The organism is Burkholderia sp. FW306-1C-G01B (assembly GCF_058781685.1).
Genome location: NZ_JBYSWZ010000003.1, coordinates 292,660 through 316,390 on the forward strand (window position 1 = coordinate 292,660; position 23,731 = coordinate 316,390).

General features: G+C 63.3%; 23 protein-coding genes. 15 read left to right on the forward strand and 8 right to left on the reverse strand.

Going from position 1 to position 23,731, the window contains the following annotated elements; genetic code table 11:
• Nucleotides 1-86: 86 nt before the first annotated feature.
• Entirely contained in the window at nt 87-329 is a 243-nt protein-coding gene (locus tag AC3WLY_RS08785; protein WP_034184441.1) for a DUF6566 family protein, read from the forward strand.
• A 193-nt stretch (nt 330-522) separates the two neighbouring features.
• Here AC3WLY_RS08785 and AC3WLY_RS08790 read toward each other — a convergent pair whose 3' ends face one another.
• Nucleotides 523-1,197 carry an HAD family hydrolase gene (locus AC3WLY_RS08790; protein ID WP_072437872.1) on the reverse strand — a complete coding sequence of 225 codons (675 nt, stop codon included), beginning with the start codon at nt 1,195-1,197 and terminating at the stop codon, nt 523-525.
• Between the two features lie 213 nt (nt 1,198-1,410).
• Here AC3WLY_RS08790 and AC3WLY_RS08795 point away from each other — a divergent pair, with 213 nt between their 5' ends.
• Nucleotides 1,411-2,622, forward strand: coding sequence for a sugar transporter (locus tag AC3WLY_RS08795; RefSeq protein WP_425132103.1), 1,212 nt, complete (start codon nt 1,411-1,413; stop codon nt 2,620-2,622).
• Nucleotides 2,623-2,762: 140 nt separating this feature from the next.
• Here AC3WLY_RS08795 and AC3WLY_RS08800 read toward each other — a convergent pair whose 3' ends face one another.
• The gene (locus AC3WLY_RS08800) at nt 2,763-3,539 is read right to left on the reverse strand and encodes an SDR family NAD(P)-dependent oxidoreductase (protein ID WP_492310342.1); all 777 of its coding nucleotides are present in this window, start codon (nt 3,537-3,539) and stop codon (nt 2,763-2,765) included.
• A 158-nt stretch (nt 3,540-3,697) separates the two neighbouring features.
• Between AC3WLY_RS08800 and AC3WLY_RS08805 the strand changes: the two genes are divergently transcribed.
• Entirely contained in the window at nt 3,698-4,600 is a 903-nt protein-coding gene (locus AC3WLY_RS08805; RefSeq protein ID WP_492310378.1) for a LysR family transcriptional regulator, read from the forward strand.
• Nucleotides 4,601-4,884: 284 nt separating this feature from the next.
• Here the strand turns inward: AC3WLY_RS08805 and AC3WLY_RS08810 are convergent, their stop codons facing one another.
• Nucleotides 4,885-5,043: a hypothetical protein gene (locus tag AC3WLY_RS08810; protein ID WP_208457421.1), complete on the reverse strand. Its 159-nt coding sequence runs from the start codon at nt 5,041-5,043 to the stop codon at nt 4,885-4,887.
• 70 nt (nt 5,044-5,113) lie between these two features.
• Between AC3WLY_RS08810 and AC3WLY_RS08815 the strand changes: the two genes are divergently transcribed.
• From AC3WLY_RS08815 to AC3WLY_RS08855, 9 genes are all read left to right on the forward strand, one after another.
• A complete protein-coding gene (locus tag AC3WLY_RS08815) occupies nt 5,114-7,105 on the forward strand; it encodes an alpha-galactosidase (RefSeq protein ID WP_492309039.1) in 1,992 nt (663 codons plus the stop codon).
• A 120-nt stretch (nt 7,106-7,225) separates the two neighbouring features.
• Entirely contained in the window at nt 7,226-7,714 is a 489-nt protein-coding gene (locus tag AC3WLY_RS08820; protein WP_492309038.1) for a hypothetical protein, read from the forward strand.
• 367 nt (nt 7,715-8,081) lie between these two features.
• A complete protein-coding gene (locus AC3WLY_RS08825) occupies nt 8,082-9,218 on the forward strand; it encodes a muconate/chloromuconate family cycloisomerase (RefSeq protein ID WP_492309037.1) in 1,137 nt (378 codons plus the stop codon).
• Between the two features lie 51 nt (nt 9,219-9,269).
• The gene (gene catA, locus AC3WLY_RS08830; RefSeq protein WP_175961727.1) at nt 9,270-10,205 is read left to right on the forward strand and encodes a catechol 1,2-dioxygenase; all 936 of its coding nucleotides are present in this window, start codon (nt 9,270-9,272) and stop codon (nt 10,203-10,205) included.
• Nucleotides 10,206-10,319: 114 nt separating this feature from the next.
• A complete protein-coding gene (locus AC3WLY_RS08835; protein WP_492309036.1) occupies nt 10,320-11,678 on the forward strand; it encodes a Rieske 2Fe-2S domain-containing protein in 1,359 nt (452 codons plus the stop codon).
• Nucleotides 11,675-12,163 (forward strand): benzoate 1,2-dioxygenase small subunit, encoded by a 489-nt coding sequence (gene benB / locus AC3WLY_RS08840; RefSeq protein WP_105391530.1) that lies wholly within the window; start codon nt 11,675-11,677, stop codon nt 12,161-12,163. The genes AC3WLY_RS08835 and benB overlap by 4 nt, the downstream gene beginning before the upstream one ends.
• A 39-nt stretch (nt 12,164-12,202) precedes the next feature.
• The gene (gene benC, locus AC3WLY_RS08845) at nt 12,203-13,225 is read left to right on the forward strand and encodes a benzoate 1,2-dioxygenase electron transfer component BenC (protein ID WP_492309035.1); all 1,023 of its coding nucleotides are present in this window, start codon (nt 12,203-12,205) and stop codon (nt 13,223-13,225) included.
• Nucleotides 13,222-13,998, forward strand: coding sequence for a benzoate diol dehydrogenase BenD (benD, locus tag AC3WLY_RS08850; RefSeq protein ID WP_492309034.1), 777 nt, complete (start codon nt 13,222-13,224; stop codon nt 13,996-13,998). Before benC ends, benD begins: the two co-directional genes overlap by 4 nt.
• Nucleotides 13,999-14,070: 72 nt before the next feature.
• The gene (locus tag AC3WLY_RS08855; RefSeq protein ID WP_425132096.1) at nt 14,071-14,469 is read left to right on the forward strand and encodes a RidA family protein; all 399 of its coding nucleotides are present in this window, start codon (nt 14,071-14,073) and stop codon (nt 14,467-14,469) included.
• 64 nt (nt 14,470-14,533) lie between these two features.
• Here AC3WLY_RS08855 and AC3WLY_RS08860 read toward each other — a convergent pair whose 3' ends face one another.
• Nucleotides 14,534-15,334 carry a Crp/Fnr family transcriptional regulator gene (locus AC3WLY_RS08860; RefSeq protein ID WP_175961722.1) on the reverse strand — a complete coding sequence of 267 codons (801 nt, stop codon included), beginning with the start codon at nt 15,332-15,334 and terminating at the stop codon, nt 14,534-14,536.
• A 358-nt stretch (nt 15,335-15,692) separates the two neighbouring features.
• Here AC3WLY_RS08860 and AC3WLY_RS08865 point away from each other — a divergent pair, with 358 nt between their 5' ends.
• Complete coding sequence (locus AC3WLY_RS08865) at nt 15,693-16,340, forward strand: TetR/AcrR family transcriptional regulator (RefSeq protein ID WP_175961721.1); 648 nt, start codon at nt 15,693-15,695, stop codon at nt 16,338-16,340.
• A gap of 192 nt (nt 16,341-16,532) precedes the next feature.
• On the opposite strand, the gene AC3WLY_RS08870 is transcribed toward AC3WLY_RS08865, so the two are convergent.
• Both AC3WLY_RS08870 and AC3WLY_RS08875 read right to left on the reverse strand, forming a co-directional pair.
• On the reverse strand, nt 16,533-17,900 hold the full coding sequence (locus tag AC3WLY_RS08870; protein ID WP_492309033.1) for an MFS transporter: 1,368 nt from the start codon (nt 17,898-17,900) through the stop codon (nt 16,533-16,535).
• Between the two features lie 61 nt (nt 17,901-17,961).
• A complete protein-coding gene (locus AC3WLY_RS08875) occupies nt 17,962-18,684 on the reverse strand; it encodes a nitroreductase (protein ID WP_425132093.1) in 723 nt (240 codons plus the stop codon).
• Between the two features lie 242 nt (nt 18,685-18,926).
• Between AC3WLY_RS08875 and AC3WLY_RS08880 the strand changes: the two genes are divergently transcribed.
• Entirely contained in the window at nt 18,927-20,582 is a 1,656-nt protein-coding gene (locus AC3WLY_RS08880) for an acyl-CoA synthetase (protein ID WP_492309032.1), read from the forward strand.
• A gap of 406 nt (nt 20,583-20,988) precedes the next feature.
• Nucleotides 20,989-22,620 carry a tannase/feruloyl esterase family alpha/beta hydrolase gene (locus AC3WLY_RS08885; RefSeq protein WP_492309031.1) on the forward strand — a complete coding sequence of 544 codons (1,632 nt, stop codon included), beginning with the start codon at nt 20,989-20,991 and terminating at the stop codon, nt 22,618-22,620.
• A 103-nt stretch (nt 22,621-22,723) separates the two neighbouring features.
• On the opposite strand, the gene AC3WLY_RS08890 is transcribed toward AC3WLY_RS08885, so the two are convergent.
• Nucleotides 22,724-22,876, reverse strand: coding sequence for a limonene-1,2-epoxide hydrolase family protein (locus tag AC3WLY_RS08890; protein ID WP_256260630.1), 153 nt, complete (start codon nt 22,874-22,876; stop codon nt 22,724-22,726).
• A gap of 22 nt (nt 22,877-22,898) precedes the next feature.
• Nucleotides 22,899-23,705 carry an oxidoreductase gene (locus AC3WLY_RS08895; RefSeq protein WP_492309042.1) on the reverse strand — a complete coding sequence of 269 codons (807 nt, stop codon included), beginning with the start codon at nt 23,703-23,705 and terminating at the stop codon, nt 22,899-22,901.
• Nucleotides 23,706-23,731: the final 26 nt, after the last annotated feature.

Genomic DNA, 23,731 nt, shown 5'->3' on the forward strand with positions numbered 1-23,731 from the left:
CGTGCGAGCAGGGCGGCCGGCGCGCGCGGCGATCGGGCGGCGCGCATTTTTTGCATCGTTATCGCAGATAAGCACAGGAGGCCATCGTGCAACATCAACAGGATGCACAGGTTCGAGACCCGTATCGCGGCCACGAGATCCTCGTATGGGCGCGGCGCAACGATAGCGGCGCATGGCGCGACGAGGTGCAGGTGTATGTCGGCGGCGAGCGCATCGAGCTGGTCGAGCCGGCGGCCGCCGGCCCCGAATGGCTGACCGAGAACGAAGCATTGCGCGCGGGCGTCGAGCGCGGCCGTTATCTGATCGACAAGCGCGTCGACGACGATTGACCGGGACGCATCGACGCACGATCCGCGCACCCGCGCCGTCTGCCGGTACGACCCCGGCCGCGCGCGTGGCCTTGCCTGCAGCCGCTACGAAATCAACGTGAACCCGGCCGGCCGCATGCTGTTCGCCGTGCCGGCCGCGTGAAGCGCGCGGGAGCTTCGATCCGGCGAAGGCGACCCCGGCGACGCGGACGGGCTACGGCCGCGCGGCAATTTCATCCAGATGCCACAGCAGATCCGCCGGATCGTCGTACACGCGCAGCGCGCCCGCGCGTTCCAGTTCGTCGCTGCCGTAGCCGCCCGACAGCAGCCCGACGCCGAGCGCGCGGCAGCGGCTGGCGGCGAGCATGTCCCAGATGCTGTCGCCGACGACCACCGTGTGTTCGATCGGCACGTTCAGTTGCGCGGCCGCGGTCAGGAACAGGTCGGGGTCCGGTTTCGCATATTTCACCTGGTCGCGCGTGACGACGACGTTCCTTGCCGGATCGACGCCGAGCGCCTCGAGATTGATGGCGGCCGTTTCCATCCGCCCGCTGGTGGCGATCGCCCAGCGGATGCCCGCGCTCGACAGCGCGGCCAGCAGCTCGCGCGCGCCCGGCAGCGGCCGAACCTGCGCGCGCAGCCGCTGGTACGCGGCCGCATGCAGCCGGGCGAGCCGTTCGACGCGCTCGGCGTCGATGTCGCCCGCCGTCTCGCGCAGCAGCTGGTTCAGGAACAGGCCGCCGCTCATCCCGATCTTGCGGTGGATGCGCCACACCGACAGTTCGATGCCCTCGGCATCGAGCGCTTCCTTCCACGCGAGCACGTGCTGATAGACGCTGTCGACGAGCGTGCCGTCGAGATCGAACAGAAAAGACGTTTCAATGCGCATGTGAATCTCCTGGCTCGATAGGGTTCGAGCGAATCGTCGATGAAAATCCTGCCGACACATTATCGGCGAGCGGCCATGTCATGGCGATGTCCCGTGGCCCCAACGTGCCGCGCCGTGCCGCGACGAGTCAGGCGCCGCTGGTACAATCGCGGCGATGCGCCGGGCCGGACTTTTCCGCGCCGTACGCGCCCCCAACCCTCGTCGATCCCAGGTATGGCAACACCGGACGCCGTCAGTTCCAGTCAATCGTGGTGGGGCGTATGGGCCCTGGCACTCACCGCCTTCATCTTCAATACCACCGAGTTCGTCCCCGTCGCGCTGCTCAGCGCGATCGGCGACAGCCTGCACATGCAGCCGACCGACGTCGGCCTGATGCTGACGATCTATGCGTGGGCCGTCGCCGTCGTGTCGCTGCCGCTGACGCTGGTCACGCGCCATGTCGAGCGCCGCAGGCTGCTGGTCTGGGCGCTGGTGGCGTTCATCGTCAGCCATATCGTCACCGGTATCGCGTGGAATTTCGCGGTGTTGATGGTCGGCCGGCTGGGCATCGCGTGTGCGCACGCGGTGTTCTGGTCGATTTCCGTCCCGCTCGCCGTGCGGCTCGCGCCGAGCGACCGGAAAAGCCGCGCGCTCGGCATGCTGGCGATGGGCACGTCGATCGCGATGGTCGCCGGCATTCCGCTCGGGCGCGTGATCGGCGAGGCGTTCGGCTGGCGCGTCACGTTCCTGATCATCGCGGGCGCGGCGGGCGTCGCGTTGCTGCTGCTGCGCGCGACGTTGCCGGAACTCCCGAGCCAGGGCGCCGGATCCGTCGGCAGCATCGGCGTATTTCTGCGCAAGCCGGCGCTGGTGGCACTGTACGCGATCACCGTGCTCGTCGTGTCCGCGCATTTCACGTCGTACACGTATATCGAGCCCTTCGTCCAGAGCGTGAACCACGCGAGCAGCAGCCGGATCACGTATGTGCTGATCCTGTTCGGCATCGCCGGCATGCCGGCCGCGCTCTGCTTCAATCGCGTCTATCCGCACCGGCCGGACGATTTCCTGCTGGCGTCGATCGTTGCGTTGTCGGGATGCCTGCTGATCCTGTTCCCGTGCGCGCTGAACATCGTCACGCTGTCCGTGCATACGCTGGTCTGGGGCGGGGCGATCGTCTGTTTCGGCCTCGCGATGCAGGCATGGGTGCTGAAGCTGGCGCCGGAGGGGACCGACCTGGCCGTGTCGATCTTCTCGGGCCTGTACAACGTCGGCATCGGTGCCGGCGCACTGCTCGGCAACCATATCGCGGGCGACTTCGGGCTGCCGTGGGTCGGCACCTTCGGCGGCGTGGTCGGCGCGTTCGCGGTCGGGATCGCGTGGCTCGCGTTGCGTCTTCACGCGAAGCGGGCGATGGCGGAGCCGACACCGACCGCCGGCGTGCAGTGAAGTGAAGGCGGCAGCGGCCCGATGCATTTGCTTCCCGTGCGAACCGGGATGCGCGAACCGACCGCGCGCAGTCATTTCGCGCTGTCGGTCCGGTTACGCGACGATGGGCCGCCACGGAATTCAGGTTCGCGCTTCAGGTGTCATGCAATCGAATAGCCGCCGTCGGCCACGAGCGCATGCCCCGACACATAGCTGGAATCGTCCGATGCGAGGAACGCGACGATCGTCGCCATTTCCTCGGCGGACCCCCACCGTCCTGCCGGTGTCGCTGCGGCAAAGCCCTGCCGTGCATCGTCCGACGGCCAGATGCCGCGATGATGGAACGGCGTTTCGATCAGCCCGGGGCACAGTGCGTTGACGCGGACGCCTCGCTTGAACCACTCGATCGAAGCCGTCTTCGTCATCCCGATCACCGCGTGCTTGCTCGCGATATAGACCGACGCATTCTCGAAGCCGATGAGCCCGCCCATCGACGCGTTGTTGATGATGCTGCCCGAGCCCTGGCGCAGCATGATTTCGGCCGCGTACTTCATCGAATTGAACACGCCGCGCACGTTCGGTTCGAACACCATGTCGAACCGTTCGGCATCCTGCTCGAGCAGCGGTGCGAACACGCCTTCCGTGCCGGCATTGTTGAACGCGATGTCGAGGCGTCCGTAGGTCGATACCGTGAAATCGAAGAGCTTGCGGAGCTCGTCTTCATTCGCGACGTCCGCGGCGAAGGCCTTCGCTTCGCCGCCGGCGGCCGTGATTTCCTCGACCAGTCGATCCAGTTCGGTCTTGCGCCGTGCGGAAACGACGACCTTCGCGCCGCGCCGCGCGAGTTCGATCGCGGATGCGCGGCCAATGCCGGAACTCGCACCCGTCACCAGTGCGATGCGGTCCTCGAGTTGAGCCGGATATGTGCTTGCGTTCATGATGAGATTCCCCAGAGTGGTTGACCATTCACGTCGAAACGACGTCTGACGTTCATTGTGGTCGTTCGCCGGTCGCAAAAAAATGGAACAATGGCGCATTCAGAATTCCCGTTTTGGGAATTAAAATCGCTTCTTCGCGAGCGTCAAAAGGGTTCCTCATGCTCAACCGGCTCGACATCCTGAAGATCTTTTCCGCGGCGGCCGCGGCGCCCACGTTCCGCGAGGCGGCCGCGCGGCTCGGTGTGTCGCCGCAGGTCGTGACGCGCGCGGTACGCGAACTGGAGGAGATGCTGGGCGAAACCCTGTTCCATCGGACGACCCGCAGTATCCGGATTACCGCCTTCGGGCAGTCGTTTGCGCTTGAAGCGCAGGCGGCGCTTTCTGCCGTCGACGGGCTGTTCGGGCCCGCGAACGCTCAGGTCGACGAGCCGGTCGGCGTCGTCAGGATCACGGCACCGTCAGGCATGGGGCGTCATTATGTCCAGCCGATCCTGACCGATCTCATGCAGCGGTATCCGGGGCTCGTGCCGGATCTGAGGCTGTCGGATGTGCCTTCGCCGGTGGTCGACGAACAGATCGATATCGGCGTGCGGGTCGGGGCGATCGGAGATAACCGCTTTGTCGCGCGAATGGTCGGGCCGTTGCCGATGTGGGTTGTTGGCGCCCCGTCGCTGATCAAACGGCTCGGTGAGCCGAACAACCTCAAGGCACTCGAATCGATGCCGGTGACGTGCCTGATCGACCGCGCGAGCGGTCGGGCGTGGCCGTGGATTTTTCGCGGGGAGCAGCAATTCAAGCCTGCGTCGCCGGCCTATCTGACCGACGACGCCGAGGCTGAGATCGAGGCCGTGTGCGCAGGGCTGGGATTCGGCCAGTGCTCGGAGTATCTCGTCCGACCGACCATCAAGAAGGGGCGCCTGGTGCGGTTGCTGTCGAGCCTCGAACCCGAGCCGTGGAAGTTGCACGTCTATCGGCCGCGGCGTGGCCCGATGCCCCGTCGTATCAGGGTGGTGTACGACGAACTCGTGGCGAAGCTGGCGCAGGCAACGTGGCGAGGGTAGGCGGTGGCGCCGTGTTTCCCGGCGATAAATCAAGTCGTGGCGAAGCGGGGTGAACCTCCGGTTTCGCCATAAACCTGCATAGCCATCCGGATTATTTCCGTTTCGTCGCGCGCATCTCCAAAGATTGGGTTGTTTCTGTCAATTATTTGAATTATTAACGATAAAACATTCCCGATTCGAAAACCCGTCATCTCCCAGTATTTGACCGCATGCTGCAAAGATTGAAACAGGGAAAGAAACGTCATTAATCTGCGTACGCGTGCGAAGCGAGCCGCGTGCGCCATTCACAACAACCGGGAGACGGAGATGAAGGGCAGAAATAATTTAGGAATATTGACGATGTGCTTCGTTGCTGCGGCGATAGGATTGTCCGCATGTGGCGGCGACGATGTCGGTTCGTCGCCGGCAACGGGCACGTCGGTGACAGGGGCGACGTCGACCACCGGAACGACGCCAACGACCGGAGGCGGCGGAACCACGGGTACGTCGCCGACGGCAATGCAGCAGATCGCGGTGAATCCGCCACCGATGGGCTGGTCGTCGTGGAACAGCCTCGAGGAGAACGTCAGCTTCAATACGATCAAGGCCCAGGCCGACGGGCTGGCCGCACTGAATGCGAACCTCGCGACGGGCAACAAGTACCAGTATGTGAATATCGACGAAGGCTGGTGGACCTCCAGAAAGCGCGATGCGAACGGCAACTTCATCATCAACGTCGACATGAACGGCAATCCCACCAACCAATGGCCGGGCGGGATGAAGGTGATGGCCGATTACATTCATGGCAAGGGGCTGAAGGCCGGCATCTATATCGACTCGGGTCCGCAGGGCTGCGGAAACACGAACGGCACGCATTTTGTCGGCAGCGATTACGCGCACTACGATCATGATTTCCTGCAGTTCGCGCAATGGGGCTACGACTTCGTCAAGGTCGACTGGTGTGGCGGCAGCGCGGCCGGATACGATCCCCAGCAAGCCTATACGGCGATATCGCAGGCGATTCAGAAAGCCTATGCCGCCACCGGAAAACTGCTGGTGCTGAACATGTGCGACTGGGGCACGCTCGGCAAAAGCGGATATCCGGATGCCGGCCTCGGGCCGTGGGACTGGGCGGCCGGCATCGCAACGTCGTGGCGGACGACGGGCGATATCTACGGGCCGGGGAGCGGTGTCCCGAACTTCGGCTCCGTGCTGGGCAACTTCAACGGCAACTATCATGCCGAAGGCCAGCATACCGGTTACTACAACGATCCGGACATGATGGTGGCCGGCATGGGCATGACGGCGGCGAACGACCTCGCACACGTGAATCTGTGGGCCGTTGCCGGCGCGCCGATGATTCTCGGCAACGACCTGTCGAAGACACTCTCGGGCGATACGGTGAGCTTGCTCACCAATCCCGAACTGATCGCAATCGACCAGGACATGCTGGGCCTGCAGGGATTGAAGGTCGCGGATGCCAATGGGCGGCAGGTCTGGGCGAAGCTGCTGGCCGGTGCCGGGAAACGCGCCGTTCTGCTGTTCAACAACGGTACGGCGGCAAGCGACATGACCGTGACGTGGCAGCAACTGGGTTTCGCCGCGGGTACTTCGGCCACCGTCCGCGATATCTGGGCGCACAAGAATCTCGGCACGGCCACCGGTTCCTATACGGTCGCGAGCGTGCCCGCCGGCGGCACCGTGATGCTGGTGCTGGGCGGCACGGACCTTCCGTCGACGACGTACCTGCCGGGCACGTTGACGGGCGGCGTCTCGTATTCGGACTGCCCTGCCTGCGCAAGCGGGAAGAAGGTCATCGGGTTGGGTGCGGTGACGTTCAATAACGTGACCTCGCAAACGGCAGGCGGCTACATTCAGATCGCCTACCAGAACACCGGAACGGAAACCGTCAAGGCGCAGCTTGGTGCGAACGGCGGCAACGGAACGACGCTCGCGTTTCCGCCCACGGGCAGTGCGATCGGCACGGTGACGGCCTTCGTCAACCTGCAGTCCGGGCAGAACACGTTGACCTTGTCGAGCCTCGACGGCACGACTGCGTCGCCCGCGATCACGTCGATCGCCGTGGTGGCCGGGCCGGTGAAGGTGCCGCCGCCGCCGCCGCTGGCCTATGAGGCAGAGGCCACCGGCAACACGCTCGGCGGTGCGGCCCGCGTGTCGTCATGCGGCGCTTGTTCCGGCAGACAGGACGTCGGCTATATCGGGAACGGTGACGGCACCAGCAACGGGACGCTGACGATCAACGGCATCTCGGTTGCGGCGGACGGCACGTACAGCGTCGCGATCGCGTACGTGAACGGCGATTCGACACCGCGGAACGCGCAGCTCAGTTTCGACGGTGCAGCGCCGATCTCCGTGGCGTTCCCGTCGACCGGCGGGTGGGGGAGCGTATCGACGCTGACGGTGACGGGCGCGTTCAAACAGGGCAGCGCCAACACGCTGAAGTTCTCCAACCCGACGGGCTGGGCACCCGACATCGACGGAATCGGCGCACCGACGAGGCAATAACGTGCGCGTGGCGAGGCCAACCGGTCACGGGCGGTCGCGCCATCTCCGGGTGCGGACCTGACGAGGTTCGCCGGCCCGCGTCGCAAGGCACGTGGAAAGCCGACATATTGCGGCATCATCATGGGGCCGACGCACCTGTGCCAAGTGCCCAACGATCGACTGGAGACCCTCATGCCGATACCCCGGATTGAAACGCGCGACGCCATGGGCGATCCCGATGTCGTTTATGTGAACCCGGATCATGTGCTCTGGATGTCGCTGCCGAGCGCCGCGCAGCGGCGGCCGGACAGCATGGCCATTCGCGTGGACGACCGCGTCAAGGGCGGCAGTTTGCTGATGGCCGACCATCCGCCGGCCGCTCAACTTCTGCATGACCTCGGCCCGTTCGTGACGGTGACGCTGGCGAACCCGTCGTCCGACTATCCGGAAGGTCTCGTGCATATTCGCGCGCATGCGATCGTCAAGATCGCGACGGACGAGCACGACAAGCCGCTGGCCGACCGGACGCTTGGCTTGGTCCATGTCCAGGACGGCTCGGCTTTCAAGGTCAAGGATTACGCCGGCGTGGCCGCGCAATGGCAGGCGTCGGTCGCGGCGGCTGGCCGCTGAACGGATATTCACGCTGGCGGGACGAAGCAGCGGCCGATCATGCCGCTGCCGCCCGGCCTGCTTTCCCATCAGGAAAACCCTTACCTTCCCGTGACGACCGCTGATTTCCGCGGTCGTTACCCGCCTGCAAGCGCCTTCGGCGCAACGCTCGACCGGCCGCTTCCCGCATCCGTTCTCATCCCGCTCCAGCAAGGCTCTGCGCACCAATAACCAGCCAAAACAGGTATGGTGCATCGCACTAAAACGCGATTATTCCCGGATTTCAATACCTGTCAGGTATAAAAATCCGCGACTAAAAGTATTGGACGGTGAATTTGCCCGGCGCGTATAAATCCGTCCCATGAACTCCCCACAAGCAGCGCGCCCCATGTCCACCGTCACCATCGAACGCATCGAAACCCGTCTCGTCGACCTGCCGACGATCCGCCCGCACAAGCTGTCGGTCGCGACGATGCACGGCCAGACGCTGATGCTCGTGAAGGTGTTCTGCAGCGACGGCGCGACGGGCATCGGCGAGGGCACCACGATCGCCGGCATGGCGTACGGCCCGGAAAGCCCCGAGGCGATGAAGCTCGCGATCGACACGTACCTTGCACCGGCGATCGTCGGCAAGGACGCGACGCGCATCCAGACGCTGATGGCGTTCGTCGGCAAGCTCGCGAAGGTCAACCACTTCGCGAAGAGCGCGCTCGAAACCGCGCTGCTCGACGCGCACGGCAAGCGGCTCGGCGTGCCGGTCGGCGAACTGCTCGGCGGGCGCCGGCGCGACCGCCTGCCGGTTGCATGGACGCTCGCTTCGGGCGACACGTCCATCGACATCGCCGAAGCCGAACGGATGCTCGACCTGCGCCGCCACAACGTGTTCAAGCTGAAGATCGGCGCAAAGTCTCCGGACGCGGATATCCGGCACGTGGCCGAAATCAAGCGGGCCGTCGGCGAGCGCGCGTCGGTGCGCGTCGACGTGAACATGGCGTGGAGCGAAACGCAGGCCGCGCGCGCGATTCCGGCGCTGGCCGATGCCGGCTGCGAGCTGGTCGAGCAGCCGGTCGCGTCGGCCGCGGCGCTCGCGCGCCTGATGCGCCGCTTCCCGGTCGCGCTGATGGCCGATGAAATCCTGCAGGGCCCCGACAGCGCATTCGACATCGCGAAGCATCACGGCGCGGACGTGTTCGCGATCAAGATCGAGCAGAGCGGCGGGCTGTTCGCGGCACAACGCGTGGCCGCGATCGCGGACGCGGCCGGCATCGAGCTGTACGGCGGCACGATGCTCGAAGGCGCGTTCGGCACGGTCGCTTCCGCGCACCTGTTCGCGAGTTTCGCGAACCTGCAGTGGGGCACCGAACTGTTCGGGCCGCTGCTGATCACCGAAGAGATCCTGACGCAGCCGCTGGATTACAGCGATTTCGAACTGACCGTGCCGGACGGCCCCGGTCTCGGCATCGAACTCGACGAGGACAAGGTCAGGCGTTTCACCCGCGACGGGCTGACGAAAGTCGCGCGCTAACCCGAGTCACGCAAAGCCGTCATTCCCCCAAATACACGTGGAGACACCATCATGAGCGTCAAAGTTTTCGATACCCGGGAAGTGCAGGATCTGCTGAAGGCCGCGTCGAACGCCGGCGGCAACGGCGGCAACGCGCGCACGCAGCAGATCGTGCTGCGCCTGCTCGGCGACCTGTTCAAGGCGATCGACGATCTCGACATCACACCCGACGAAGTGTGGGCCGGCGTCAACTACCTGAACAAGCTTGGTCAGGATGGCGAAGCAGCGCTGCTCGCGGCCGGCCTCGGCCTCGAGAAGTATCTCGACATCCGGATGGATGCCGAGGACAAGGCGGTCGGCCTCGACGGCGGCACGCCGCGCACGATCGAAGGGCCGCTGTATGTGGCGGGCGCGCCGGTGCGCGACGGCGTATCGAAGATCGACCTCGACGCGGACGAAGGCGCGGGCCCGCTCGTGATCCACGGTACGGTGACCGGCCTCGACGGCAAGCCGGTAGCGGGCGCGGTGGTCGAATGCTGGCACGCGAACTCGAAGGGCTTCTACTCGCACTTCGACCCGACCGGCGCGCAGACCGAATTCAACCTGCGCGGCGCGGTGAGGACGGGCGCGGACGGCAAGTACGAATTCCGCACGCTGATGCCGGTCGGCTACGGCTGCCCGCCGCAGGGCGCGACCCAGCAGTTGCTGAACGGCCTCGGCCGCCACGGCAACCGCCCGGCGCACGTGCACTTCTTCGTCGACAGCCACGACCACCGCAAGCTGACGACGCAGTTCAACATCGCCGGCGATCCGCTGATCTGGGACGACTTCGCGTATGCGACGCGCGAGGAACTGATCCCGCCGGTGGTCGACAAGACCGGCGGCGCGGCACTTGGCATGAAGGCCGATGCGTACCAGGACATCGAGTTCAACTTCGTGCTGACGCCGCTGGTACAGGGCAAGGACAACCAGATCGTCCACCGCCTGCGCGCAGCCGCGACGGCCTGACCGCCCGCCGGCGCGGCGCGCATGCGCCGCCGCCGGCCGGGTCCCCCAGAGATTCAACCGATACCGATGCGAGCGTGCGTTGCAGGACGCGGCACGCGCATGGGAGGAGCCAACATGTCCGCCACCCTCGACCAAGCCAACGAACTGGATCACCTGCTTGCCACCGCCGTGCAGGATGACAAGGAGGCCGGCGTATTCCGCTGCCGCCGCGACATCTTCACCAATGCCGAGCTGTACGAGCTCGAGATGAAGCACATCTTCGAGAGCAACTGGGTGTATCTGGCGCACGAAAGCCAGATCCCGGACAACAACGACTACTACACGACGTGGATCGGCCGCCAGCCGGTGGTCGTCACGCGCGACAAGGCCGGCGAGCTGCACGCGGTGATCAATGCGTGCGCACACAAGGGTGCGATGCTGTGCCGCCGCAAGCACGGCAACAAGGGCAGCTTCACGTGCCCGTTCCACGGCTGGACGTTCTCTAACACCGGCAAGCTGCTGAAGGTGAAGGACGAGAAGACGACCGAGTATCCGGTGCAGTTCAACACGAACGGGTCGCACGACCTGAAGAAGGTCGCGCGCTTCGCGAACTATCGCGGCTTCCTGTTCGGCAGCCTCAGCGCCGACGTGCTGCCGCTCGAGGACTACCTCGGCGAAACGCGCGTGATCATCGACCAGATCGTCGACCAGGCGCCGAACGGGCTCGAAGTGCTGCGCGGCAACTCGTCCTACATCTACGAAGGCAACTGGAAGATGCAGATGGAGAACGGTTGCGACGGCTACCACGTCAGCACCGTGCACTGGAACTACGCGGCGACCATGGGCCGCCGCAAGGAAGACGGCACCAAGGCCGTCGACGCGAACAGCTGGAGCAAGTCGGTCGCGGGCGTGTACGGCTTCGACAACGGCCACATCCTGCTGTGGACGAAAACGATGAACCCGGAAGTGCGGCCCGTGTACCAGCACCGTGAAGAGATCAAGGCGCGCGTCGGCGACGTGCAGGCCGATTTCATCGTCAACCAGACGCGCAACCTGTGCGTGTATCCGAACGTGTTCCTGATGGACCAGTTCAGCACGCAGATCCGCGTCGTGCGGCCGCTCGGCGTCGACAAGACCGAAGTCACGATCTTCTGTTTCGCGCCGAAGGGCGAGAGCGAAGCCGACCGCACGCTCCGCATTCGTCAGTACGAGGATTTCTTCAACGTGACGGGCATGGGTACCGCCGACGATCTCGAGGAGTTCCGCGCATGCCAGGCCGGTTATGCGGGCATCACGGCGATGTGGAACGACCTGTCGCGCGGCGCGCCGCTGTGGGTCGACGGCCCGGACGAGAACGCGAGGAAGATGGGGCTGAACCCGCGTATTTCCGGCGAGCGCAGCGAGGACGAAGGGCTGTTCGTGTGCCAGCACGAACACTGGGTGCAGGTGATGCGCGATGCGCTGAAGAAGGAACGCGGGGAGGTGGCGGCATGAACTTCGATTACCGGACTATCTGCGCAGCGTTGTATCGCGAAGCGCGCCTGCTCGACGATCGCCAGTGGGACGAGTGGCTGACCTGTTATGCGGAAGACGTCACGTACTGGATGCCCGCGTGGGACGACGACGATCGGCCGACCGACGACCACCAGAGCCAGATCTCGCTGATGTACTACCCGGATCGCGGCGGCCTCGAGGATCGCGTGTTCCGGATCAAGACCGAGCGCAGCGGCGCGTCGACGCCCGAGCCGCGTACCAGCCACAACGTGACGAACGTCGAGGTGCTGGCCGAACGCGGCGACGAGGTCGACGTGCGCTACAACTTTCATACGCTGAACCATCGTTACCGCGTGACCGATCACTTCTTCGGCACGATGTTCGTCACGTTGCGCAAGGCGGGCGACGCGTGGTTGATCTCGTACAAGAAGATCGTGCTGAAGAACGACTACATCCGGCAGGTGCTCGACGTCTATCACGTCTGACGCCGTTGTTTTGTCATGAAGGGAAGTGGAGGTGATGCCATGTCCAGCTACAAGATTGCACTGAATTTCGAGGACGGGGTGACCCGCTTCATCGACTGCAAGGCCGGCGAGAAAGTCCTCGACGCGGCCTTCCGCGCGAAGATCAACCTGCCGATGGACTGTTCCGACGGCGTGTGCGGCACCTGCAAGTGCCGCGCCGAAAGCGGCAGCTACGACCTCGGCGACGACTACATCGACGACGCGCTCACCGAAGACGAAAAGGACGGCGGCCTCGTGCTGACCTGCCAGATGGTGCCGCAAGGCGATTGCGTGATCGCGGTGCCGACGTCGTCGGTCGCATGCAAGACCGGCCACAGCGGGTTCGCCGCGACGGTGACCAAGGTCGAGCAGCACAACGATGCGGCCGTCGTGCTCGAACTCGACGTCGGCGCGGCCGCGCCCGTGTTCCTGCCGGGCCAGTACGTGAACATCGACGTGCCCGCGAGCGGCCAGCACCGTTCCTATTCGTTCTCGTCGGCGCCGGCCGATGCGAAGGTCAGCTTCCTGATCAAGAAGATTCCCGGCGGCGTGATGAGCACGTGGCTCGAATCGGCGCGGCCGGGCGACAGGCTGGAGCTGCACGGGCCGCTCGGCAGCTTCTACCTGCGCGACGTGCAGCGGCCACTGCTGTTCCTCGCGGGCGGCACGGGCCTCGCGCCGTTCCTGTCGATGCTCGAGGTGCTGGCGCGTACTGGTTCGCAGCAGAAGGTGCACCTGATCTACGGCGTGACGCGCGATCTCGATCTCGTGCTGGTCGACGCGATCGAAGCGTATGCGGCGAAACTGCCGAACTTCAGCTTCGCGACCGTCGTCGCGGACGCCGGGTCGAGCCATCCGCGCAAGGGCTGGGTCACGCAGCACATTCCGGCCGATGCGCTGAACGACGGCGACGTCGACGTCTATCTGTGCGGGCCGCCGCCGATGGTCGACGCGGTGCGCACGTACTTCGACGACGAAGGCGTGAAGCCGAACAGCTTCCACTACGAGAAGTTCACCCCCAACGTCACGGCAAAGGCGGCATGATCATGCAACGATTCTCGGGCAAGGTCGTCGTCGTCACCGGCGCGGCACAGGGCATCGGCCGCGGTGTCGCGCTGCGCGCGGCGGCCGAAGGCGGCAAGGTGCTGTTCGTCGATCGCGCGGATTTCGTCGCCGAGGTCGCGGCCGAAGCGACGGGCGGCGAGACGGCCGGATTCGTCGCGGATCTCGAAACCTACGAAGGCGCGCACGCGGCGATCGCGTGTGCGGTGCAGACGTTCGGCGGCATCGACATCCTGATCAACGGTGTCGGCGGCGCGATTCGGATGCGGCCGTTCGCCGAGTTCGAGCCGGCGCAGATCGACGCGGAAATCCGCCGCTCGCTGATGCCGACGCTCTATACGTGCCACGCGGCGCTGCCGCACCTGCTTGCGCGCGGCGGCGGCACGATCGTCAACATCTCGTCGAACGCGACGCGCGGGATTCGCCGCGTGCCGTATGCGGCGGCGAAAGGCGGCGTCAATGCGCTGACGGCGGCACTCGCGATGGAATACGCGGAGCGCAACATCCGCGTCGTCGCGACCGCGCCGGGCGGCACCAGCGCGCCGCCGCGCCGCGTGCCGCGCAATGCGGCCGGCGACAGCGAGCAGGAACAGGCGTGGATGAGCGAAGCCGTGCGGCAGGTGACCGATTCGACGTTCTTCAAGCGCTACGGTAGCCTCGACGAGCAGATCGCGCCGATCCTGTTCCTGGCATCCGACGAAGCGAGCTACATCACCGGCACGGTGCTGCCGGTCGCGGGCGGCGATACGGGCTGAGCGGTGCGCCGCTTGCCTTTATTCATCGACAATCAACCGGCCGGCGCCAAGACGCCGGCCACGGAGACATTCATGCGTGATCGCAAAGCCATCGTTCCGGCGGGAATGGAAGCGGTGTACGAAAAAATCGGCTACGCGCCGGGCCTGCAGGTCGGCGATACGCTTTACGTGTCCGGCCAGATCGGCCGCGACGCGGCGATGCAGCTGGTCGAAGGCCGCGAAGCGCAGATCGTGCAGGCGTTCGAGAACCTGAAGCTCGTGCTGGAAGCCGCCGGCGCATCGTTCAACGACGTGGTCGACCTGACGACGTTCCATACCGACATGCGCGACCTGCCGCTGTTCATGCAGGTTCGCGACCGTTACATCGATGCGCATCCGAAGCCGGCGTGGACGGCGGTCGGTGCGCACATGCTCGGCGGCGCGCCCGGTTATATCGTCGAGATCAAGGCGGTGGCGGTGCTGCAACGGTGATCGCCGATGGTGCTCAACTTGTCAGGAATCCGGCGTATGCCGCTGGCGTCGATTGCGTACGGGTTCAATCCTCCGAATGCGCGAATTCCCTCAGGCCTTCAAGATCCAGGATGTGCACCGCCCCGTATTCGGCGAGGATCAGGCCTGCATCGGCCAACGTGCGAAGCGCGCGATTGGCGTTCTGGCGGGAGAGCCCCGACAGCCTGCCGATCTCTTCCTGCGAGAAGCCCAGCGTCATCGCCGTAGCAGGATACAACTGCCGGTTGAACAGCTCGGTCAGGCAAAACGCCACGCGGGCGGGCGCTTCGTGTATCCGCAAGTTTTGAACCAGACCGATGTAGTAGCCGCATCGGGCGTTGAGCTGGTCGATCACATAGCGGCTGAACGTGTGGCTGTTCTCCAGGAGCCAAAGAAATGTCGAACGAGGCATGAAGGCCAGCCGGCTGTCCCGGACCGCGGTGACGGAGTAGGCGCGAGGTTCTTCCTTCAACACGCTGCCTTCCCCGAACCACGAGCCTGCCGGGATACCTGCGAACGTTACGACACGTCCTTTTTTCGACGCGGTATCGACTTTGACTATTCCTTCGATCACACCGAGCCAATGGTCCACGGCGTCGCCCCGGTGGCAAGCAATTGCACCGGGACTGTAAGACCTGTCGAAGCAATCGCGCTTGACTATCTCCCTTTGGCCCTCGGTCAGATTGCCGTACCAGGAGCAGCGGGCGAGAAAGTCGTCGACGGCAAGGCCTTCGGATTTACCGGGACCTTCGTCATGTTTTCGGACGCCGAGATCTTCCGGGTTGCAGGGCCGGGTTATCTCCGTGGCCGGAGGCGCAGCTTCCCGCTTTGCCTTGATGGTTTGCATGCCACAAAGTTGATTCATCGTTCGGAACAGTAGCGTGCCGTTGCGTGAGGGCTCTTTGCGCCACGGATCACGTGGTGCGAAGGTCCGTGCGCCGTCCGGAAAATCTGGAGGTGTCGATCGATCCGTTAAATAGAATTCAAGTTCGCTTAAGAGTAGATTCCGGCATACTGGCTGTCAAGAAGCGGGCGATAGGTGTTTGTACCGGCACATTGCAAACCCATGCTCGATGTTTCGCATAGGCGTATCATTCGCGACGTACAGGGGCTCAACGGTCAGACGATTCGACGTCAGTGATCATGGTCGTGCATGGAAGAACGACGGGATTCCAGCGTGCGCTTCAGATGTGACGGTAAATGAAATGGAAATTCTAGGTAGTCCGGCGCGTGTTCGCGTTCGCCGCAGAGGGGCCGACAAGCATCCGTTGATCGTGAAAGCTGCTCGCGATCTGGTTGCCGAAGTGGGGTTTCGCGACGCGCAAATGTGTGCGATCGCGGAAGCCGCCGGGATAGCGATCGGCACGCTGTACCGCTATTTCGCATCGAAGACGGACCTGATGGTCGAGGTGGTCAAGACGACGGCGCAGCGTGAAGTTGATGTTGTCGCGGGCATCGCCATGCGCGACGGCACAGCCGCAGAGCGGCTAGGAGCCGCAGTCTGGACTTTCGCCAGCCGCGCGTTGCGAGGGCGGCGCCTGGCCTATTCGCTGGTTGCCGAACCTGTCGAGCCCGATGTCGAGGCAATGCGCCTGACCTATCACAGGGCGTTGGCGAGGGTATTCAAGACCATCATCGAGCAGGGGATGGCGGATGGAGAGTTCCCGGCACAAGATGCGATGGCTTCGGCGGACTGCATTGTCGGGTGTCTTTTCGAGGGACTGGTCGTCCCGTTAACCAGCAGCGCCGCGCCCGATGCAGAGCAGATGAGCGCCCACGTGACGGCTATCATCACGTTTTGCTTGCGTGGAGTTTCCGGCTCGCAGGTACTGCCGGTAACGGTCGCGCGGTAGCGACATCGTCTGCGGGGACGCGGCAGGCACGGTTCGCCGGGCCCAATGCGATTGCGGCTTCGAATGCCGGCGCAGCGTCCTCTTCGCTGGCGATCTTGCAGCTTCAGCGCGTGAAAGCGAACCCTGATCACCAGGTATCGATGCGCCGTTACCGATCTGCATCGACCGGGCCCCGGCCTGGAAATGAACCGTCTAGCTGCTGGCGGACGACGTGGCATCGAGGCGCGTCGGAGCCATGTCCGCATCGCGCAGAGATGCCGCGCTGCGGCGATGGTCGATCATCGTGACCGCGATGGTGCCAAGTACGCCCGCAAAAGCGATTGCCAGAAAATTCTGTTCGAGGGGCAGGCGCATTGTGACCAACATGCCGATCAGCACGGGCGCGGCAATCGCGCCAAGGCGACCGACGCCCGACGCGAACCCGACGCCCGTCGATCTGATCACCGCAGGGTAAAACTCCCCGGCATACGCGTAGGCCAGGAGTTGGGTTCCGAGCGTCGAGCCGCCCACCACGAACACGATCAGGAACAGCAGTTCGGTGGACCTGGCATACCCCATCAACGCCAGCGAGACGGCGCCCGCAGCATAGAACGCAACCAGCACATACTTGATGTTGTACTTGTCGCCAAGCCACCCTCCGCCGACTGCGCCGATGACGGCACCGACGTTGAAGACGAGTACGAACGTCAATGCCGACCCCAGGCTGTAGCCCGACATTGCCATGAGTTTCGTCAGCCAGGAACTCAGCGCGTACACCATGAAGAGGCCCATGAAGAACGCGATCCAGATCATGACCGTGCTGAATCCGCGGCCATCGCGGAACAGGCCCGCCACGGGCGTGCTGCCCATTGCCTGTTGCGGTATGACGAACCGATCGCCGGGGTGAAGCCGGACATTCGGTGCAATCTTCCGAATCATCCTTGCGATCTTCTCGGTGCGATTTTTCCGGACCAGGAAAGCGAGAGAATCGGGCATCGTCATCAGGATGAACGGGATAAGCAATACCGGTGTCCCGGCGATGAAGAAGACCGATTGCCAGCCATAGGATTCGATCATCTGCTTGCCGGTCAGCGCGACGAGAATCCCGCCGATCGAGTAGCCGCCAAACACGATCGTCACGAGGCGCGCCCGGATGGCACGTGGTGCGAACTCGCCCATCTGCGCGGTTACGATCGGAAGGACGCCGCCGATTCCCAGGCCGGCCAGAAACCGGGTGATGCCAAAGGACACGGGATCGTGTGTGAGACCGGCTGCAGCGGTAAAGACGCTGAATAACCCGATGCATGCACAGATCGAAATCGGACGACCGATCTTGTCAGCCAGTGTTCCGAGGTAAATGGCGCCAAACATCATGCCGAACAGTGCCGAGCTCGCCATGAAGCCGGCCTTTGCGGCGTTGACGCCCATATCCTTCATGATCGACGGCAGCGCTGCGCCGACGACGGCGAGGTCGTAGCCGTCGAGCACCAGGATCAGCACACACCAGAACAGAATTACGCCGTGAAACCGGGAGAGCCTTGCGCCCTGAACAATCTTCTGAACATCGATGTCGTTACTCATTGTCTCCTCCATTTCCTTATGGATTTCGTGGATGCTGCAAGCGACCGCTCTGTGGGCGGATTCAGGTGGTGTGATAGACGGTGAAAGAGGAAGAGGGCGCTCGCTCGGAGACGAGTGCGTTTTCAATGCGGCTTTCGTCCGCATAGCCCATGCTCATTCCGATCAGGAACATTTCGCCGGACTCGAGAGCAAGCTCTTTCTCGATGATCTTGTGATACTTCATGAAGGCGGCCTGCGGGCACGTGCTGATGCCATGGGTGCGCGCGACGATCATGATGTTCTGCAAGAACATCCCGTAGTCGAGCAGACTGCCCTGCTGCATCACGCGGTCGATGGTGAAGAACAGCCCGACGGGCGCATCGAAGAATTGGTAGTTGCGGCCGTGCTGTTCGCGCATCCTCGATTTGTCTTCTTTTTGGATGCCGAGCAGCCCGTATAGCGTCCATCCGAGCGCGCGACGCCGGTCGATGTAGGGGGATACCCATTCGTTCGGGTAGTAGTCCCACTCATCGGCGTGCATGTCTGCCAGCGACGGATCGGCGTCGATTTTTTTGATCGCGTTGCATACGCGATCTCGAGCCGCGCCGGCGACGACGTGGACTTTCCACGGTTGAATGTTCACGCCGGTTGCCGCGTAGCGAGCCACGTCAAGAATTGCCTTGATGGTCGCCTCGGGCACTGGCGTCGGGAGATAGGCTCGTGCGCTGCGTCGCGTGGTAATTGCCCATTCAACGGCCGACCGGATCGCTGACAGTTCATCCGGCGGTGCTGCTACTCGTTCCATCTACGACCTCGCTATCCAGTCATGCGGACCGCATGTCCACACGACGAGAGTAGCCATCTACCTCCGGCACCAATGTCTTGCACAAGACAATCGGCGTTTCGCTTCGATGAAATTTTCATGCTCCGCGGGAATGTCTCGGGGGTGACATTTCGCCCGCCGAACCTTCTCTAGACTGCTGTAGCAGATCAAAGACGGGATGCCTCGAAGGACGAGCATTCATAAACCGATGAGGAGACGTGGAAATGAGCGAAAACATCTATGGGAAAGGGCTGGATCGCACGCCGGCCAATCACGTGCCGCTGACACCGCTTCACTTTCTCGACAGATGCGCGGACCAGTATCCCGATCACACTGCAATTGTTCATGGAGAATTGACGCAGTCATGGAAACAGACAAGGGAGCGGTGTCGTCGTCTAGCCAGCGCGCTGGTCAAGCGCGGGATCAAGCGTGGGGACACGGTATCCATCCTTGCTCCGAACACCCCGGCGATGGTCGAAGCGCATCACGGAGTGCCGCTGTCCGGGGCAGTCCTCAACGCGATCAACTGCCGATTGGACGCCGATGGCGTCCGGTTCATCCTGCGTCATGGCGAATGCAAGATCTTGTTGGTGGACAGAGAGTTTTCTTCGTTGGCGGCAAGCGCGCTTGAACAGCTCGAGAACAAGCCGCTGGTCATTGATATTGCCGATATCGACGCGGCGTTTGGAGATCCGATAGGCGAGCTCGAGTACGACGCGTTCCTTGCGGAAGGCGATCCCGATTTTTCCGGCGTCTGGCCATCGGACGAGTGGGATGCAATCGCCTTGAACTACACGTCGGGAACGACTTCGGACCCCAAGGGCGTTGTCCCGAGCCACCGCGGCGCGTACCTGATGAGCATGCTTCAACTGACGGATTGGGGGATGCCGCGTCGCCCGGTATATCTCTGGACGCTTCCGTTGTTTCACGCGAACGGCTGGTGCTTCGCGTGGGCCGTTACGGCGGTGGCGGGCACGCATGTTTGCCTGCGAAAGGTGACGGCCTCGAATATCTTCAAGGCCGTTCGGCAGCACCGCGTCGATCATTTCTGCGCCGCGCCCATCGTGCTCGCATCGTTGGCCAGTTCTTCCGAAGCAGAGCGCTTGCCGGTGCCGCATACCGTTCGTGTGCGCACGGCCGGTTCGCCTCCACCGGCTGCCGTACTGAAGGCCGTGTCGGAGATGGGCTTTGATGTCGAGCACGTCTACGGCATCACCGAAGCGTCGGGTACGCCCGTGAGTTGCTTCGTCGAGCCCGCGTGGAACGATCTGCCGTTGGACGACAAGGCACGTCTGATGGCGAGACAGGGGAGTCGGGCGGCGGGCCTGGAGGGACTCCGTGTCGCGGATCAGGGTAGCGGTACGCCCGTGCCTTGGGACGGCAAGACGCAAGGCGAACTGCTGATCCGGGGCAATATCGTGATGAAGGGCTACCTCAAGAACGAGGCCGCGACAGCGGCTGCGTTCAGCGGAGGGTGGTTCCATACGGGCGACGTCGCCGTGGTGCATCCGGACGGCTATATCCAGATCACCGACCGCTCGAAAGACGTCATCATCTCGGGGGGAGAGAACATCTCTTCGGTTGAAGTCGAAGACGTTCTGCATCGGCATCCGGCGGTTCTCATCGCAGCTGTAGTCGCTCAGCCCGATGCCAAATGGGGTGAATCGCCCTGCGCCTTCATCGAGTTGAAGCCAGGCGCCTCGGTCCCGGACGAAGCCGAGATCATCGGCTTTTGCCGCGAACGGCTTGCCCACTACAAATGCCCTGTTCGAGTCGTCTACGGGGTACTGCCCAAGACCGGCACGGGAAAGATCCAGAAATTCCGGCTTCGGGAACTGGTCGGAAGTCGAGAAGCCATTACGGCTTTATCGGGCGTGTAGTGTCTTGCGATCGAGCGGTTCCTCCCGCTGACCTCCGTGGAGTCAGGCGTCAAATTGCGCAATCGCTATCGAACCCTCTGCGGTTTTCCGCGAAGAACCCAAAAATCGGGCTCGCAAATTTCCGAAGGACGAGATGTCAATCCGGGTGTGCCGAAAACGCGCCCGGGATAATGCACCGTGTCGCGAGATCCACCCGACGAACAGGATGACTTAATTACGTGATGCCTGGAATGCTGGCGAAACGTCTGCTCGCGGCTCCGCATCACTTTCTCGAAAGGTGCGCGAAGCTCGTCACATAACAAGATGACGTGCGACACATCGGCCCATTTTCTGATAGGTGTTTTCCCGAAAACGGTTTACGTAGCCGTCGAATGTCATTCGCAAGACAAATGCGGACGCGCAACGCGTGCAGCATTTCCTTGCGCTCTCGACCATGGCGCTATGCGATTCCAATCAGGAGGAGACAAAGGTGAGAAAGACGCCCAAACAGCCGGTGTTGGCCATGACCCTGGCCGTCATTGCATCCATGGGAATATCGGGTTGTGGTGGAAGCGACGACGCTCCACCGCCCCGGATATCGCTGTCAGCTCAACAAGCCTGCGACGCGTTGAAGGGAAAGTCCGCAGGGGGGGCATCGGTAACCGATGCATCGATGGTGCCGGCGACAAGTGCCGGTCCGGCCTACTGCAAGGTCTCGGCGCTGATCTCGCCTCAACTCGTCATGCAGGTGCAGTTACCCGATAACTGGAACGGCAAACTGCTGTATGCGGGCGGTGGCGGTTACGACGGTTCGATCCAGAATTTCGTATGGAGCGGACCGGAAATCCTGAAGGCAGGATACGCAATCGTTCAAAGCAATGGCGGGCACATCGGTACTTCCGTCGCGGACGCCTCATTCGCTGCGGATCCTTTTTTGGCATCCATGTTCGGCTCAGGCTCGGTTCCGACGACTGCTGCGGCCGCCAAGGACATGCTGCATCTGGTCTATGGCAAGGCACCGGATCGGTCGTATTACGAAGGCTGCTCCAACGGCGGACGCGAGGGCCTGATGGCTATCCAGCGGAACCCCGATCTCTTCGACGGTGTGATTGTCCGGGCGCCGGCATACGATTGGCCGGGCTTCATGGGCGCATTCAATCGCAACGCCAAGGCGATCGCGGCCCCCGGGGCGGCATTCACCGCCGGGAAGATTTTGCTACTGGCGAAAGCGGTTCGAGACACATGCGATGCTGCGGACGGAATCGCGGATGGAGTGGTGTCCAACCCGTCCGCATGCAACTTCGATCCCGCGGTGCTTCGCTGTCCCGGCGGGAGCGACGCGGGCGATTCGTGTCTATCCGACGCTCAGCTTGCCGTGGTGAACACCTGGACGAGTACGTCAAGTTTTGCCAATGGTGCGTACACCTATCAAGGCTGGGCACTGACGGGAAATGAAGACGATCCGGGCGGATGGCCGCAATGGCTCACGGGCGCAACGGGCAACGGTAGCGGTTCGGCCCAGTTCCTTCTTCAGGATGCGACGGTGAAGTCCTATCTGAGCAATGACCCCAACGCGAATTCCCTGACGTACGACTGGAATTCGAACACGGCGGCATTGTTCACGATGGCTGCGCTCAATAGCGCGACGAATGCGGACCTGAGCCCGTTCGTCAGCCATGGCGGGAAGCTGCTTCTCTGGCACGGCACGTCGGATATGGCATTGAGTCACCGTGCAACGACGGCGTATTACCAGAAGCTGCAAGCTACGCTCGGTGCATCGACGGTTGGCTCGTTCGCCCGGTATTACCAGGCGCCGGGGGTTGATCACTGCTCGGGCGGACCGGGTGCGGATTCCGTCAACCTGGTGGCCGTGCTGGATCAATGGGTAACGAAAGACAAGGCGCCGGAGAACCTTGTTGCATCGAAGTTGAACACGGATGGCAGCGTGGCGTTCACCCGACCCTTGTGCCAGTATCCGCAGTACCCGCGCTACACCGGACCCTCCAATGACGCAAAGGCGGCGACGCTGGCGGAGAACTATACGTGTACGTCACCGTAAGCGTTTCGCGTCGGAGGCGATAGGTCGCGGTCAATCATGAGTCGAGCCGAAAGGCTCGACCTTCGATCATGTATTTCGACGCTCGATGTCGTGAATGCCCGACTCAGCGCTCGATCAACGCGAGCTGCCGATCGAAATCGGTCGGATCGAAATAGTCCCGCCACACGGTGATCATGCCGTCTTCGATCGTGAGCGTCCCCATGACGGGCAGCACGATCGTGCCGCCGCTGGCAGCAACCAGGCGGCTCTTGTTCAAGGCCGTTTCATTGCCAACCGCATTACGCGAGCCGGAATTTCTTTCTCAGGCTCGCATCGACAGGGCCCGCCGGCATGAAGCGCCGCAACTTGCGCAACAGCGATGCCTCGCCGTTCGGCGTGCGCCGCATGCGCCATGCGCCGAGCGCCGCATCGACAATGGTGGCGGCCACGCCGTCGGGCTCGGGCGCGGTTTTCACGCTGTCGATGACCGCGCGCGATGCAAGCGTTCGCTCGCGGTCGTAATCGGCGATCGGCGCGCTTGCTTGCGGCGCATTGACGTCCAGGTTGGTCCGCGTAAACGACGGTTCGACCAGCGTCGCGCGAATACCGAACTGGCGCACCTCGTGATCCAGCGTTTCGGTCAGCCCCTCCACCGCGTGCTTGGACGCCGCATAGAGTCCCATGTATGGCGCCGGCAAAAAGCCGAGCACCGAGCTGACATTGACGATCCGTCCGCGCCGTTGTGCCCGCATGTGCGGAAGTACGGCCTGGGTCGTACGCAGGATGCTGAACACGTTGGTGTCGAACAACGCCGTTGCTTCCGTCACGGAGGTTTCCTCAACCGCGCCGATCAGGCTTGTTCCCGCATTGTTGACGAGCACGTCGATACGCCCGGCGCGATCGACGATCGTTCGAATACCTGATTGAACGGACGCATCGTCGCGAACGTCCATCTCGATCAGCTCGACGCCGGCGACGGGCGCCGTTTTCGCGATGCTGCGCACGGTGCCGAACACGCGGCACCCGCGTTTGGCGAACTTCTCTGCGGCGGCGCGCCCGATACCCGACGACACGCCGGTCACGAGTACGACGGTGGAATTCGACATGGCTGTTTCCTTCGATACGGTGAATG